This is a genomic window from Silvanigrella aquatica, from assembly GCF_001907975.1.
GTDB classification, from domain to species: Bacteria; Bdellovibrionota_B; Oligoflexia; order Silvanigrellales; family Silvanigrellaceae; genus Silvanigrella; species Silvanigrella aquatica.
In genome coordinates, this window is sequence record NZ_CP017834.1 from 944718 (window position 1) to 960893 (window position 16176).

The 16176-nt window shown below is 30.1% G+C and carries 15 protein-coding genes; 12 read left to right on the plus strand and 3 right to left on the minus strand.

Annotated elements, in window-relative coordinates; translation table 11 throughout:
• Together AXG55_RS14805 and AXG55_RS03985 are read right to left on the minus strand one after the other, a co-directional pair.
• A partial coding sequence (locus tag AXG55_RS14805; protein ID WP_233231361.1) for a hypothetical protein occupies positions 1 to 632 on the minus strand: 632 nt, incomplete at its 3' end.
• Positions 633 to 719: 87 nt separating this feature from the next.
• The gene (locus AXG55_RS03985; protein ID WP_148696840.1) at positions 720 to 1094 is read right to left on the minus strand and encodes an ester cyclase; all 375 of its coding nucleotides are present in this window, start codon (positions 1092 to 1094) and stop codon (positions 720 to 722) included.
• Positions 1095 to 1471: 377 nt separating this feature from the next.
• On the opposite strand from AXG55_RS03985, the gene AXG55_RS14810 reads away from it, so the two are divergent.
• The 3 genes from AXG55_RS14810 (at position 1472) to ilvD (ending at position 3646) form a co-directional block, all read left to right on the plus strand.
• Positions 1472 to 1660, plus strand: a complete 189-nt coding sequence (locus AXG55_RS14810; RefSeq protein ID WP_233231362.1) for a Rossmann-fold NAD(P)-binding domain-containing protein — start codon at positions 1472 to 1474, stop codon at positions 1658 to 1660.
• Positions 1661 to 1714: 54 nt separating this feature from the next.
• On the plus strand, positions 1715 to 1867 hold the full coding sequence (locus AXG55_RS14815; protein ID WP_237243993.1) for a hypothetical protein: 153 nt from the start codon (positions 1715 to 1717) through the stop codon (positions 1865 to 1867).
• A 99-nt stretch (positions 1868 to 1966) separates the two neighbouring features.
• Positions 1967 to 3646: a dihydroxy-acid dehydratase gene (ilvD, locus tag AXG55_RS03995; RefSeq protein WP_148696841.1), complete on the plus strand. Its 1680-nt coding sequence runs from the start codon at positions 1967 to 1969 to the stop codon at positions 3644 to 3646.
• 8 nt (positions 3647 to 3654) lie between these two features.
• Here ilvD and AXG55_RS04000 read toward each other — a convergent pair whose 3' ends face one another.
• Complete coding sequence (locus tag AXG55_RS04000; protein ID WP_148696842.1) at positions 3655 to 4023, minus strand: response regulator; 369 nt, start codon at positions 4021 to 4023, stop codon at positions 3655 to 3657.
• 230 nt (positions 4024 to 4253) lie between these two features.
• On the opposite strand from AXG55_RS04000, the gene AXG55_RS04005 reads away from it, so the two are divergent.
• The 9 genes from AXG55_RS04005 (at position 4254) to AXG55_RS04045 (ending at position 16162) form a co-directional block, all read left to right on the plus strand.
• A complete protein-coding gene (locus tag AXG55_RS04005; RefSeq protein ID WP_148696843.1) occupies positions 4254 to 5462 on the plus strand; it encodes a GAF domain-containing sensor histidine kinase in 1209 nt (402 codons plus the stop codon).
• A 145-nt stretch (positions 5463 to 5607) separates the two neighbouring features.
• Positions 5608 to 6243 carry a hypothetical protein gene (locus AXG55_RS04010; RefSeq protein WP_148696844.1) on the plus strand — a complete coding sequence of 212 codons (636 nt, stop codon included), beginning with the start codon at positions 5608 to 5610 and terminating at the stop codon, positions 6241 to 6243.
• 112 nt (positions 6244 to 6355) lie between these two features.
• On the plus strand, positions 6356 to 8104 hold the full coding sequence (locus AXG55_RS04015) for a chemotaxis protein CheA (RefSeq protein WP_148696845.1): 1749 nt from the start codon (positions 6356 to 6358) through the stop codon (positions 8102 to 8104).
• Positions 8101 to 8583, plus strand: a complete 483-nt coding sequence (locus AXG55_RS04020) for a chemotaxis protein CheW (protein ID WP_148696846.1) — start codon at positions 8101 to 8103, stop codon at positions 8581 to 8583. Before AXG55_RS04015 ends, AXG55_RS04020 begins: the two co-directional genes overlap by 4 nt.
• Before the next feature lie 16 nt (positions 8584 to 8599).
• Entirely contained in the window at positions 8600 to 10834 is a 2235-nt protein-coding gene (locus AXG55_RS04025) for a methyl-accepting chemotaxis protein (RefSeq protein WP_233231363.1), read from the plus strand.
• Complete coding sequence (gene cheB / locus AXG55_RS04030; protein WP_148696848.1) at positions 10834 to 13191, plus strand: chemotaxis-specific protein-glutamate methyltransferase CheB; 2358 nt, start codon at positions 10834 to 10836, stop codon at positions 13189 to 13191. Before AXG55_RS04025 ends, cheB begins: the two co-directional genes overlap by 1 nt.
• A 9-nt stretch (positions 13192 to 13200) precedes the next feature.
• Complete coding sequence (locus tag AXG55_RS04035; RefSeq protein ID WP_148696849.1) at positions 13201 to 13905, plus strand: response regulator; 705 nt, start codon at positions 13201 to 13203, stop codon at positions 13903 to 13905.
• Positions 13906 to 14017: 112 nt separating this feature from the next.
• Complete coding sequence (locus AXG55_RS04040; RefSeq protein ID WP_148696850.1) at positions 14018 to 14506, plus strand: hypothetical protein; 489 nt, start codon at positions 14018 to 14020, stop codon at positions 14504 to 14506.
• A gap of 120 nt (positions 14507 to 14626) precedes the next feature.
• Positions 14627 to 16162: a methyl-accepting chemotaxis protein gene (locus AXG55_RS04045; protein WP_233231364.1), complete on the plus strand. Its 1536-nt coding sequence runs from the start codon at positions 14627 to 14629 to the stop codon at positions 16160 to 16162.
• The last annotated feature ends 14 nt before the right edge of the window (positions 16163 to 16176 follow it).

The following is a 16176-nucleotide window of genomic DNA, read 5'->3' on the forward strand; positions in this document are numbered from 1 at the left end:
TTAAGTACAATCCTAAAGTCCATTCCATTTTCTGAAAGTAAAATAGTAACATAATTTTCTTTAGGAATTGAGAAATAATCAATATTTTTAACAATATTAATAGCTAATGGTATTGATTTTTTGCAATTACTTTTTTCTGTTAATAAGGAATCATTTTGAAGAAATTCAATTAAAGAAGATTTATATATATTTAAATTTTCTAATTCATTTTTTACATAATTACATGATTCTTTAAAATTTAATTTTGAATTTAAATGTATTTTTAATATAATATTTTTTGAATTGAGTGAAGAATCTTTGGATAATAAATCCAGGGATTCTTCGTGATTATAGCAAATATAAAATTCTTTATAATTATTAATTTTAGAAAAATAAATAAGCAGTACGGTTAATATAGCTTCATAATTATAATATTTACTATCAATTTTCATTATCTTATTTGAGTTAAATATTTTTAATTTTTCGCTAGATATTTCTTTCCCAATTTCATAATAATTGTGATTTATTTTAGGTAAATATGGAAAATTTAAAAACTCCGCCTCGTTAAGTCTTGTTAACCAAAAATTTTTACTTAAGAATTTTTTTTCATCAAATTTAATTTGAGATAATTTATTCATATTGGTGTGATTCATAACTTGTTTTTCCAATCTAACTGTTACTGAATATTTTTAATTTTTCACGAGGCAGTAATATTTTAAAACATAATACTATTACGTTATTTAGTCATTCCAAATTGCAGTTACATCGTTATTATCGCAGATAGTCCAGACATGATTTATTTTTCCTTCATGAAAGTGCTTAATAATAATTAAATTCATGCTGATTTTTTTATTATCTTGTATGCGAACCATAGTTCTGCATAGTCTCGTAGCTGTCTTATTTTCAGTAATGATCATGTCTTCAATTTTTGTTTCAATAGAAGTATATAGTTTTGTTACTGTAGCAACCCCAGTTATCAAGTCTGTGAGTGTAAGCTCACGAGAATTAAAGTAGCCTTTTACATCAGGATGGTAGTATTTACTTATTTCATCCGATTTGCCTTCAGCAAAAATTGTTGTGTATAGATTCATTAAAATTTTTTTCTTATTTTCCATAAATAAATCCTTTAAAATAATTATGATCTTTAATTTTGCATTAAAGTATATAAAGCTTAATTGCTATGAAGTTAAGAGATTTTTTTATTTTCTCTTAGAATATTTTAGTTAAATATTAAAAATAATAAAGTCAATTTTGATAGATTTCCATAATCTAAAATTTAATATTTTATATTTGTATAAAAAATTACTAATTTATTTTAATTATAAAATATATATATAAATATAAAAATATTTTTTATATTTTATAATATAATATGGAAAGTTGAAATTTTTAAAATCTCTTTTATAAATGTATATTAACATATATAATAACCGAACCTGAATTTTCTAGTTCGCCGTGTTTTAGTTATTTGCAAACGGATTTTCTAACAGGTGTGATTCCAACTTCACACGTTAATGTCGTTTTAGTGGCACCAAAAGGTTCAGGAAGAATTGTGCGCTCTGTATTTCAACAAGGTAAAGGAATTAATTCCAGTTACACTTTGTATCAAAATTTTACGAAAAAAGCAGAAGAAAAGGCGTTAGCATTTGGAATTGGAATAGGATCGGGCTACTTATTTTAAACCACATTTAAACATGAAGTTTATAGCGATCTTTGCGGTGAAAGAGGCATATTAATGAGGGCACTGGCAGGAAGCATTGCGGCACAATATGAAGTCTTAAGAAAAAATGGTTATTCACCAAGCGCAGCTTTTAAAGTGTCTCTTCCGGTGAAGAAGCGCGCGTTGTTATTTCATCAAACAGCAAATCGGATTATAAAGAAAAATTGAATGAAGAATTAGTCAGATTAAGTAACGAAGAAATTAGGCAAGTTTTGAAAACAGTCCGTAAACTCCATCCCTAAATTAATTGTAAAGAAGAGTTGCTATATGAATTGCAAATTAAATAAATACAGTTCACGAATAACAGAGCTGGCATCACAGGGAGCTTCTCAAGCTATGCTTTATGCCACAGGTCTCAATGACGAGGATTTTTTAAAACCTCAAATTGGCATTGTGAGTATGTGGTATGAAGGAAACCCTTGCAATATGCATCTTTTAAGTCTTTCGGAAAAAGTGAAAGAGGGGGTTACAGAAGCGGGCTTGGTGGGTATGCGGTTTAATACTATTGGTGTTAGTGATGGCATTTCTATGGGTACAGAGGGTATGAGCTATTCGCTGCAGTCGCGCGATCTGATTGCAGATTCTATTGAAACCGTAGTTTCAGCGCAGTGGTATGATGGCTGCCTTGCCATTCCAGGGTGCGATAAAAACTTGCCCGGTTGTTTGATCGCATTAGGGCGTTTAAATCGACCTGGATTTCTTATTTATGGCGGAACCATTCAGCCAGGCAGTATAAATAACCAACCCATTGATATTGTCTCTGCTTTTCAATGTTACGGAGAATATCTTGCAGGAAAAATAAATGATGTGCAACGAAAGGCGATTATTAAAAAAGCCTGTCCTGGTGCAGGTGCATGCGGGGGAATGTATACGGCAAATACCATGGCGTGTGCCGTTGAAGCTATGGGAATGAGTTTACCTTATAGTTCTTCAATTCCTGCAAAGGATTCTTTAAAATTAAAAGAATGTTTTCAAAGTGGTTTTGCCATTAAAAAATTATTAGAAAAAGAAATAAAACCGCGCGATATTATGACGCCCAAGGCATTTGAAAATGCAATGGTACTTATCACTATTCTAGGAGGTTCTACCAATGCCGTTTTACATTTATTGGCAGTCGCAAAGTCTGTAGGAGTTCCTTTAAATTTAGATGATTTTCAAAATATAAGTAACAGAATACCTGTGCTTGCCGATTTTAAACCCAGTGGCAAATATACTATGGCCGATTTACATCATTGTGGTGGGACACCCGCTGTAATGAAAATGCTTTTACATCAGGGATTACTACATGGAGATTGTATTACGGCAACTGGTGAAACTCTTGCTGAAAATTTAAATAAAGTACCAGATTTATCCCGCGATCAAAAAATAATTCATTCTTTTGAGAATCCCATTAAACAAACGGGTCATTTGCAAATATTAAAAGGAAATTTAGCACCTGAGGGCGCGGTAGCAAAGGTAACTGGCAAGGAGGGGCTTCATTTTAGAGGAAAAGCGAGAGTTTTCAATTCCGAAGAAGAAATGCTAGCCGCTCTGGAAAAAAGAAAAATTTTTAAAGGTGATGTTGTTGTCATTCGTTACGAAGGTCCGAAAGGGGGGCCTGGCATGCCTGAAATGCTTGGTCCCACTTCGGCAATTATGGGAGCAGGGCTTGGGAAAGATGTTGCCTTGATAACTGATGGAAGACTTTCGGGTGGTTCCCACGGCTTTATTATTGGCCATATTTCACCTGAAGCGCAGGTGGGAGGTCTCATAGCACTTGTTGAAGATGATGATTATATTACAATTGATATTGATGAAAATTTAATTCATCTTGAAGTGTCTGAGGAACTTTTACAAAAAAGAAAATCGGTGTGGAAAATGCCAGAGTACAAAGTAATACAAGGTACCTTATACAAATATATTAAAAATGTTTCTTCGGCGAGTATGGGATGTATAACTGATGCTTAAAAGAAAAATTAAGAAATGAGTTTTTTAACCGCTTCTAGTAAAACTTCAGGTTTAAATGGTTTGATAATCCAGCCACTTGCACCCGCTTTTTTTGCCTGCTGAACCATTTCGTTTGCGCCTTCTGTTGTCAATATTAAAATAGGAGGATGAGGAAGGCTTGCGTTACTATTGATAGCGGCAACCATGGCCAATCCGTCCATATTCGGCATATTGATATCGCTTACAATGGCTTTGACATCTGTATTGGCTTTTAATTTTTCAATGCCATCTAAACCATCGACGGCTTCTATGACCTCAAAACCACCTTTTGACAATGTAAAATTCACTTGTTGACGTATTGTTTTTGCATCGTCCACAATTAAAACTTTGTTACTCATTATCAATTTTCCCCATTCAAATGAAAAAAACGTTTATGAAAAACAATTTCAATAAAGCATTTTTAATAAAATTTTATCTATTACCAATGTACAACTAAATATAAGGAGTACAATAGGCAAAATATTTCAAAAAATTTGCCAAATTTTTGTATCAAAAATAAGTTCTCTTTTTCAAATAAATTAAATTGTGTAGTCTAAAATGGAAAAGATTTAATTTTGGGAGAGTGAAATTGCCTAAAAACGAAAAAAGCAGATTAAATGATTTAAAAAGATATAAGGTACTAGATACCCCTCCCGAATTTCATTTTGATGAACTAACAAAACTAGCTTCCTTAATTTGTGACACGCCCATTGCACTCATTTCTCTAGTTGATGAAGAAAGGCAATGGTTTAAATCTAAAGTAGGGTTGGAAGTTAATGAAACACCTAGGGATGTTTCATTTTGTTCTCATGCCATTGAGCAGGATAAGGAATTTATAGTTGAAGATGCATTAAATGATGCACGATTTAAAGATAATCCTTTAGTATTAGAAGAACCAAAAATCAGATTTTATGCGGGGATACCGCTTAAAAGCAGCAATGGCTATAACATTGGAACTCTTTGTGTTATTGATAAAAAAGAAAGAAAACTTGATGAGAGACAAATTGAAATTCTGAAATCACTTTCAAAACAGGCTATGAATTATATTGAAATGTATAAGAAAATTTTTGAAATGTTGCATGTTAAAAATTCATTAATTCAAGCTGAAAGAATAAATTCAGCTTTAAATTTAGCGGCAGGCATATCACATGAGATTAATAATCCCTTAGCTATTATGCTAGGAAAATTAGAAATACTTAAAGAACGCGTTAATGAAGATGAGGTTATTGAAAAAGAAGAGCTATTAAAGGATTTTTCGAGCATTGCAAACGCAGGGACCCGTATTACAAAAATTGTTAAAGGCCTTAGGATGTTTTCTCAATGTGATGAAAATGAAGCCTTTGGAAAGGCTAAATTTTCAGAAATTTGGGAAAGTATCCTGATGATTTGTGAAAAAAGAATTAAAGATAAGGGTATTGATTTAAAAATAGATGAGTATCCGAATATTTTAATTCATTGTAAATTTATAAATATTTGCCATGCCATTTACAATATAATTATTAATGCTTTTGATTCTATAAAGCACTTAGACACAAAATGGATTCATATTAAATTTATTGAAGATTTAAAAAATAATAATATCAATATAAGAATTATTGATAGTGGAAATGGTATACCTCCTAATATAAAAGAAAAAATGATGGAGCCCTTTTTTTCAACTAAAGAAATTAATGTTTCGAAAGGATTAGGATTAAGTATTGCAAGAGGAATTTTTGAAGAAAACAAAGGAAAATTAAATTATGATGAAAAGTGTCAAAATACCTGTTTTGTAATTACTCTGCCCTTTATCAAAAAATAAAAAAAATTATGATTTTATTGGTTACCATTAATAATATGATATAAATTAAAAAATTTTATTTGCCTTTTCTTAAAATCATTGTAGATTAATTAATCTTGAAAAAGATTGCTTCTTATTAATATAAATTAAATTACAGGATATTTTTATGAAAAAATTTATTATTTTGATTCTCAGATTTTTTGTAATTTATTTCTTATTTGAAAGTAAAAATATATATTCAAATGCGATATTCCCTCATCCTAGATCAATAGTATTTGTTGATAATCAACTGCCAAATGATACACAAAGTCAATATCAAAATCAAGAAGTCACTTTTGTGTTCTGTTATTCTCCGTATTATAATAATTGGTACTGGCTTAAAGATGATTCAGGAAAATATATTAAAGTCATGGGATTATGGAAAAATAAGAAAATAAAAGGACACAGTTTTAGGTATTTTTTATTAAATAAAAGTAGCTATGATAGAGTTAATTTTTTAGAATCTAAATGTACTAAAATGTTTGGAGATATGTACCACATTGCACAACCTTCTGACGGAAATTTTCATGCATCATGGCATCCCTTTGCATTTGATGATGATACCTTTGCTAAAGGTCGTATTGATTTATATTATCAGTATTTCAAACATAAAAACATAGTTCAATTTACATTTACTATTTTTGACCACATGCTAAAAAATTCCTCACTCTATATTACGACTCAGCAAATTGAAAAAATGATTGATAAAAATATTCAAGAGAAAATTCAATGCCTATTTAGCGAAAATAAAGACTACTGCTAATTTTTCACTATCAAATTCTTGCATGAGGCAATTATTGCCTTTCAAACTTCTCATTAATTCTATTTTATCGACGATGACAATTACAAATAAATTTAGAATAAGGTTGTCATAAATGGATGAGGACTTTGAAAAAGAATTGCGGAATACTTTTTTCCAGGAAGCCGATATTAATACAGAAGAATCGGAAGAAGTCTATTTGCAATTCAGTGAAAATACTCCCATGGATTTATTATCGAGAAGCTTTCGCCTTGCCCATAATTTAAAGGGAAGCGCAAAGGCTGTGGGCTTTGCTAAAATTGCTGATATTCTACATCATTTAGAATCCTTGCTATTGCGACTTAAGAAAAAAGAATTAGAAATTAATAATAATATTATCAATACACTTCTTAAAACAAACGATAAATTAAAGGAAATGATCTCAAATTATAAAATAAATATGGATTATAATCCTGATATTTCAGAAATAATACATGAAATTTCAAATATAATACATCAGGAAAATAAAGAACTGACAAATGATCAAGCTTCTAATGTAGTTATAGAAAGCATTGAAAAACAATCAGATGAAGAATTGCAGCCTAATCAGGAATTTGGATTTTTTGCAAAAAATGAACCATCCAAAAGTCCAAAAAATGAAATTCATAAGGTTAAAAAAGATATTACTGATGATGTCATTAGAATTCCACTTGTAAAAATTGAAAAGTTGCAAAACTACGTGGGCGAGATCGTTATTGCCCAAAGTATGTTTGATGAGCAAATTAAAAATACGCAAAATCAAATTTTAAAAAATAGTTTTCGGTTATTAAAAAAAACTACAAAGAAAGTTCAAGATATTATTATGAGTTTAAGGTTGGTTCCCATTAAACCTATATTTCAAAAGTTAGATAGAACAGCTCGAGATACTTCTGCGATGCTAAATAAGAAAATTAAAATAAATTTTTCTGGTGATAATACAGAAATTGATAAGTTTATTTTAGATGAATTGTCGGATCCTTTAATGCACATGGTTCGAAATGCGATTGATCATGGATTAGAATTTGAAGAAGAGCGTGAATTAAAAAATAAGTCAAAAAATGGAAATATTTATGTTAAAGCTTCTCACGAATCTGGGAATCTTGTCGTAGAAATTCAAGATGACGGTAAAGGACTGAATCCAAAAATTTTATATGACATTGGGGTTAAAAGAGGATTAATTAAAGAAGGGCAAACTTTAAGTGAAAATGAATGCTATGAGCTCATTTTCTTACCAGGATTTTCGACTAAAGAAGAAACAACCGAAATTTCAGGCCGTGGTGTAGGGATGGATGTTGTTAAAACAAATATATCAATGTTAAATGGAAATATTGATATATTCTCAAAGATAGATAAAGGGACAACATTTAAAATTAAAATTCCGCTTTCAATTGGAATTATGGACGCATTTATTGCAGAAATTGCAAATGATAAATTTGTTATTCCGGTTAGCCAAGTTATTGAGTGTCTAAGTTTAAGTAAAAGCAATGTAACAAAAATTTCAAGTTCAGATAAAGTCATTATTTTAAGAAATGAAGAAATTCCTATTATTGATCTTGCACTAGGTTTAAATTCAAAAATAAATGATTTAAAAAATAACACTGATAAAGTTATCATTATTACACAAAAAAATAATAAAAAAATTGGTGTCACAATAGATAAAATAATTTCAATTCAATCTGTAGTTACAAAATCAATTGGTGAAGAGCTGAGATGTGGAAAAGGGATTTCAGGAAGTGTTATTCTTGGTGATGGAAGGGTAGTTCCCATATTAGAAGTTTCAGATTTAGTTAGTGATAAATTATTTCAGCAAAACTTTCAAAGGAACTTGAGTAGGCAAAATTTATGACTGAAGATATAAAAAATTCAAATCAACTTTTTGGAAATGACAATCGTTATCTTTGCTTTAGTTTAGGAAGCGAACAATTTAGTATTCCCTTACTCCAAGTTAAGGAAGTGATTGGAATTCCTGAATTTACGCCAATTCCTTTTACCCCAAATTATTTTTGCGGTATTATGAATTTAAGAGGAAAAGTTATTAGTGTAATTGATCTCAGAAAAAAATTAAATATTCCATCTAAGGGAAAAGAAGAAAATTCTGTTATTGTATGCGATTTATCTTCAATAACTATTGGTGCTTTGGTAGATTCTGTTGATAATGTAATAAATATTGAAAAAGAAAAAATTCTTCCAAAACCCGAAATGCAATCAAGCATTAAAAATGATTACATAGATGGTTTAATAGAGTTTAAAAATAATTTAATTGTTTTAGTAAATTTGGCAAAAACTCTTAGTGTTGAAGATCTTGTTTATATTGAGAATAAGTAAGAATGAGGATTTTATGATGTTTTATAAAATTATGAATTCATCTCTAAAAGTGAAAATATTTATTTTAAATATTTCTGGAATAATTATTTTAGGTATTACATTTGTCATATTGTCTTTCATGAATTTTAATAGTCAAGAAGAACTAATTAAAAATAAATTATTTCTTACTTCCGACAATCTTTCAGATTCTATTCAAGATCAATTTTATGAAAGATATGGTGATGTGAAAACATTTTCATTGCACTTTAAAAATTTTACAACAAATTCAAGAGAATATGTAAACTATTTAAATCAAATTGTAAAATTTTATGGAATTTATAGCATAATTACTGTATGCGATTTAAATGGCAGATTGCTGAGTGTAAATGATGAATCTCCTGACGGAAAAAAAATAAATAGTGAAATATTGTATAAAGATAATTTTTCTAAAACGAATTGGTTTCAGGAGACTATACAGAAAAAATTTCTTGAAGATACAAAAAAAGATTTTACGGGAGTGAATTTTCAGGATGCATATTTTGATGACTATATTGAGAAAGTATATAAAGAAAAAACGTACTCGACAACTTTTTCAACCTTTATATATAATTCGAAAGGGGATCCCATTGGCATTATCAGTACTCATCCTAATTTTAGCTGGGTTGAAGCTGTAGTAACAAGAGTCTATGATAATTACTTAAAATCAAATTATAAATCATTTCAGGTCACTTTATTAAATAAAAGTGGTGATGTTATTCTTGATTATAATCCGTCACAAAATAATGATAAAAAAGAAATTCAGCACGATGAAAAAATATTAAACAGTTATAATTTGTTAAAAGCGGGGCAACCGGCAGCAGAAAAACTTTTTCAAGGAGAAGAAGGGACTCTTGAATCGAAAAATTCAAGGACAGGAAATAATCAAATTCAAGCATTTAAGAAAGTCATTGGTCCCAAAATTGTAGATGAATTAGGCTGGAAAGTTTTAGTAAGAGTCAATGCAAGTGAAGTCTATTCAACTATTATAAATAGTAAAATTACATTTTTTATTTCGTTTATTCTTATATTTTCTTTAATTGTTTTTATGAGCCTATTTTTTAGTAAAAATCTTGGAGAAAAACTTAAGATGGTTGCGCGAAATCTTGCGGTAGGAAATCAAAAACTAAATAAAACATCGAGTGGAGCATCAGTAGATAGTCAACAACTGTCTGCTTCTGCAATTGAGCAAGCAGCGGCATTGCAAGAGACCGTGACTGCGGTGAATCAAATTAATGCCATGATGAACAAAACTTCAGAAATGGCTTCAATTTCAAGAAAAAAATCAGATGAAAATAAGTCAAAGGTCACAAAAGGAAAAAATATAGTTCGTAATATGGTTGAATCAATTTCAAATATTAAGAGTAGTAATACTAATATAATGGATCAAGTTATAGAAGGAAATAAAAGAATTTCTGAAATTGTTAAAGTTATAGCAGAAATTGAAAGCAAAACAAAGGTTATTAATGAAATTGTTTTTCAAACGAAATTACTTTCATTTAATGCTTCTGTTGAAGCAGCTAGAGCGGGTGAGCATGGCAGAGGTTTTTCTGTTGTTGCAGAAGAAGTAGGGAATTTGGCTCAAATGAGTGGGAATGCTTCTAAAGAAATTTCATCCATGTTAGAGAATAGCATTCATAAGGTTACAAATATAATTGACGATACGAAAGTGAATATTGAAAAAATATTGAATATTTCTAAAGATGCTATGAAAAGTGGAGAAGATATTAGCAAAGAATGTGCCTTAATTTTTGAAGAAATTTTTGATAATACAGAGGAAGTAAATAATTTAGTATATGAAATTGCGAATTCTGCTCAGGAGCAGGCAAAGGGTGTTAATGAAATCACTCATGCCATGCATGAGTTGGATTCTGTAACTCATCAAAATTCAAATATTGCTCAAAAATCAGCACAGACTGCTGAAGAATTACTAAATCAGAGTTATGAAATAGAGCAAATGGCTTCGCATCTATTAAAAATTATAGATGGTGATAATATAAGTAGCACAGGAATAGATAAAGATAAGGGCACTCCCAATTCGGGGCATAATTTAAGACAATTCCAAAATCTGAATACTCAAAATTATGAAGCTAAGAGTGATAAATTTAAAGTAGATGGCAAAAAAGCGACTTCTATTAAGCCTCAAAATACACCACAAGATGTTAATGGGAAAGTAAAAACACCTCAACCAGATGAGGTTCCTTCTTACAATGACCCTAGATTCGAGGAGCTCTAATGGATTATGAATGGGATTCCTTAATAAAAAAAATCTCTAGTATTGCGCAGCAAGAGACAGGCAATCAGATAAATGAAAAAAATTATTCTATGGTTGAATCGAGATTGTCTAAAAGATTAAGTATACTCGGTATTGCTACTCCAAAAGAATATTTGAAATACTTAGAGTCTAATTTTGAAACTGAAAAAAAATCTCTAGTCTCACTTTTAACAACTCATCACACTTACTTCTTTAGAGAATATTTTCATTTTGAGGATATTGAGAAGCATTTATTAAAGAGCATTTTAGAAAATAAAAAAGATAAAGTCATTCGTATTTGGAGTTCTGCGAGCAGTCAAGGACAAGAAGCATATTCCTTATCAATGTTTTTTTATAAATTAAAGAAAGAAAATTTATTAAGTGGTTGTGAATATAAAATTTTAGGAACCGACATTGATCATAAATCAATTCAGAATGCACAGAACTCTGTTTATTTTTATAAAGAGTTATCTCAAATACCAATGACTTTTATTCATGGAAATTGGGTAAGGGGTTTGGGATCAATTAGAGATTTTGTAAAACCTAAAAAGCATATTAAAGATCCTATTACTTTTGAAGAGGCAAATTTATTAAAACTAGGTAATAAATATACAAGTGAAAAGTTTGATATTATCTTTTGTCGTAATGTCTTAATTTATTTCAACCAAGATCAGGTTCATGAAATTATTAATAGTTTATTAAGCCGTTTAGAACCTTATGGGATTTTAGTTCTTGGAATTAGTGAGTCAATTTTAGGAATGAATTTGCCAGTAAAACTTTTGTCAAATTCCATTTATCGTCATAAAGACTATCTAGAAAATGAAAAAATAATAATAGAGGAAGTTAAAAAGGTAGAAAAAAAATTTATCCGTGTGTTGTGCGTTGATGATTCTCCCACAATTTTAGTTTTATTAAAAAAGATTTTAACAAAAGATAAGGGCTTTGAAGTTGTAGCAACCGCTGCTAATGCAAAAGAAGCTCGTGAACAAATGAAAAAGAACTCCGTGGATATTATGACATTAGATATTCACATGCCCGAAGAAACTGGAATTGACTATTTAAAGTCTGATTTTGTAAAGGGGCAACATCCACCTGTATTGATTGTAAGTTCTATTGAACGCGATGGAACATCAATTGCTAAAACAGCTTTGGATCTTGGTGCTTCTGATTATGTTGAGAAACCTGATTTAAAAAATATTGAGGAATCTAGTGAAGAAATTTGTTTTAAGCTTGAAACGATATTTGATGAAAATAAAAATGATAAAACTATAAAAACCAACAAAATTAAATCTGAAGTATTGATAAATGATAATCCTATTAGGTTATTAATTGTTGATGATTCACCAACGATAAGATTGCAATTAAAAAATATCTTGTCAAAAAATAGTAATATATTAGTTGTTGGTGAAGTTGAAGATCCAAGGCAATTAGAAAATCAAATAAAATTATTAAGACCCGATGTCATTACACTAGATATCAATATGCCACATTTAAGTGGTATCGATGTTTTAAAACTTATAATTCCTCAATATAAAATTCCTACAATTGTTGTGAGTGCGTTAAATATGGAAGAAGGTTCATTGGTTTTAGAGGCATTAGAATTAGGAGCCGTTGATTTTTTTCATAAGCCTAATTTTGCTAATCTTGAATCTGAAGGAAAAAATTTAATAGATAAAATATTTCAAGTAAAATCTGCAAAAATACTAAGTAGAAAATTTAAGTCAATTCAAAATACAGATTCTGGTTTTCAAATTGATGATAATTATTTAATTGCAATTGGTTCATCCACAGGAGGTACTGAAGCATTAAAGCATATACTTCAGCAATTGCCTTCTCAAATTCCTCCTATAGTTGTTGTGCAACATATTCCAGAAATTTTTTCTAAAGCATTGGCTGATAGATTAAATAGCATCTGCCCTTTTGAAGTGATTGAAGCAAAAAATGGGGATATTATTGAAAAAAATAAAGTCTATATTGCTCCAGGAAATATGCAAATGAAATTGATACAAAATAAATATTCTTTACAAATAAAAATTGAACAGTCTCCGACAGTAAATGGCCATAGACCTTCTGTGGATGTTTTATTTGGCTCTATTGCAGAGCTTAATTTAAATAAAACAATTGGAATTATTTTAACAGGTATGGGTAATGATGGAGCTAAAGGATTAAAGAAACTAAAAGAGTCTGGTGCAAAGACAATTGCTCAGAATGAAGAAACATGTGTTGTTTTTGGTATGCCTAAAGAGGCAATAAAATTAAATGCGGTTGATTATGTTGAACCAATTGAAAATATTGCAAATAAAATATATAATCTAGCAAAAACAAATAATTCCATTTAGGGGTTTTAAATGCTGAATAGATATAAAAATAAAAAGATATTTATTATAGATGATGAACCTGAAATATCAGAAATATTTTCAATACTAATTCAAAGAAATTTAGATTCGGAAATATTTGTTTTCAACTCACCTCTTCTTGCATTAGATGCTATAAAGCTTGGAAATCAGCCAAATTTATTTTTGGTTGATATTAAGATGCCTAAAATGACGGGGATTAAATTTATTGAGAAAATAAAGGAAATGGATATTCAAAAACCTGTTATATTTATTTCAGGTCATGCTGAAAAAGAAGAGGCAGTCGCTTGTCTTAAATTAGGAGCATTTCACTTGCTAGATAAGCCAGTTCATAATGATGTGTTATTTCATACTGTTATTCAGGCATTAACTTTGGAAGAAATATCATTAAAAAATTCTGAATTAATTTATGAGAAAGAATTGCTTATTAGTTTATTTCAGAAATTTATAAATATAAATGAAGAAAGATTGAGCGAAATTGAAAATTTTGTTTTAGATAACTCGAATTTAATTCAAGAAAATAGGGATTTTGTTAAATGTTTTTTGTCTAAAATTCAGGAAAGTAATAAAGTTGATAGAGAAATTAGTCAGAAGTATTTTTTAATTTCTCAAATTATAAATTATCGAAGTCAAATTTTAAATGGCTCTCATTTATCAGAATCTAAATTGGATAATATTAAGAAAAAAAAGTATTTATAATTTTTATTTTTCTAATATTATAAGTGTATGTCAATTTATTGATTATCGCAGTCACAAAAAAAGATATGATAATTATGATACCCCAAAAATTTATTTTGTTGAGAGGAATTGAATGAGTTTATTTCCATTGAAAAGCATTTCAAATAAACCATTCCATATGAAAAATATGATATATGCAGAAGTTGCTTTAATTATTCTTTTCTCAATTTTAGTAAAAATTTTTGCAACAGCATATATGTCATTTGCGACATTAGCTTATGGCTTTATGCTTCTTGGAGTTTTGAATCGAAAGACTTCTAAAATTCATGCAAAATTTATGGGATCCGCCATATTTATAGATCTTTCTATTGTACTGGTATTAGAGTTAAAACGTGATGCCGTACAAAAAGCATTAGAGTTTTCATTAACTTTTTTTCAGCAATTGCATATTGGGATGTCCACTTTAGCATTGCTGTTTTATTTTCCTATTGTTTATTTAGGTATCAAAGCTCTTCGCACAGGTCTGACGCATTTGGAGCGAAAAATTCATATATCATTAGGTATCATTGCTTTTGTTTTTAGAACTATAGGCTTTATACTCATGTTTTCAATGTTGAAATAAGCAACTTTGCATTCGACAAAAATTAAACACTTTGAATTATAAAATAAATATAATAAAATTGTAACATTATATTTATGATATTCTATGAAAATATAAATGGGAGAGAAAATGGAGCAGGGAATGTCGACAAATACTCAAGTTCTTAATGCAGATGATTATGTAGGGATGTCTGAGAACTCACCTATTAATATTTTGTATTGTAATCTGGATTTTGTGATTATCTATATTAATCATATGAGTCGTCAGACTTTGACAAAAATTGAAAAACATTTACCAGTACCAGTTCATGCTATTGTAGGTGGATCTATCGATGTTTTTCATAAAATTCCGGCACATCAAAGGCGTATTTTAGCGAATGATAAAAATTTGCCGCATAGAGCTATTATTAGTGTAGGGCCTGAAAAACTCGATCTGTTGGTTTCAGCAATTTATGATAAAAATAGAACATATATTGGTGCCATGGTGACTTGGGACATTGTGACACAAAAATTAGAAGCAGCAACTTCTCTGGCACGCATCAATTCCATGATGGAAAATATTCCGATCAATGTTATTTTTTGTGACCTTGATTTTGTTATTAAATATGCAAACTCAGCAAGTATAAATACGCTTGCTTCTCTTGAAAAATATCTTCCAATAAAAGTGAGTGAATTGATTGATTCTAGTATTGATGTTTTTCATAAAGTTCCTTCACATCAACGTAAGCTCTTATCAAATGAAAAGAATTTACCGCATAGAGCTATTATTAATGTGGGACCAGAAAAACTCAGTTTGTTAGCATCGGCTGTTTTGGATGATAAGGGTAAATATATGGGTGTGATGATTACTTGGGAAATTATCACCTCACGAGTTACTTTAGTTGAAAATATTGGTGAAGCTTCGCGCCAATTGGCTGCGGCTTCAGAAGAATTGAATGCCACGGCAAAACAGATGAGTCTCAATGCGGAAAAGACAACTTCGGTAGCGAATTCTACAGCGGCGGCGTCTGAAGAGGTTTCCCACGGAGTGCGTTCTGTAGCAACAAATACAGAGGAAATGTCTTCGGCAATAAAGGAGATTGCGCGCAACGCATCAGAAGCGTCATCAAGTAGTTCATTGGCATTAAAACAGGCTCAAAATACCAATAAAATCATTACGCAATTAGGTGAGAGTAGCAAAGAAATTGGAAACGTCATAAAAGTAATCAGTTCTATTGCACAACAGACAAATTTATTAGCTTTAAATGCCACGATTGAAGCTGCTCGTGCAGGTGATGCGGGGCGTGGATTTGCTGTTGTTGCTAATGAAGTTAAGGAGCTCGCGAAGCAGACAGCAAAAGCGACGGAAGACATTACAAATAAAATAACGGGCATTCAGACTGATTCCAAGAGTTCTATTGATGCTGTCACTCTCATAAGTCAGTCCATTGAAAAGTTGAATAGTATTGCGACAGCAATTGCTGCTTCTGTAGAAGAGCAATCCGCAACAACAAATGAGGTGGCGCGCATTGTGAAACAGTCCGCTGATGGCGTGGCAAGCATTACTGAAAATGTGAAAATTGTTTCTGAAGCCGCAGTGCAAACATCGAATGGAGCTTCACAAGTTCTTATTTCAGCAAAATCGCTTAGTGAACTGGCGACAAAATTGGATGTTTTAGTTAAAACTATAAAAGTTTAATTGATTTCATAATA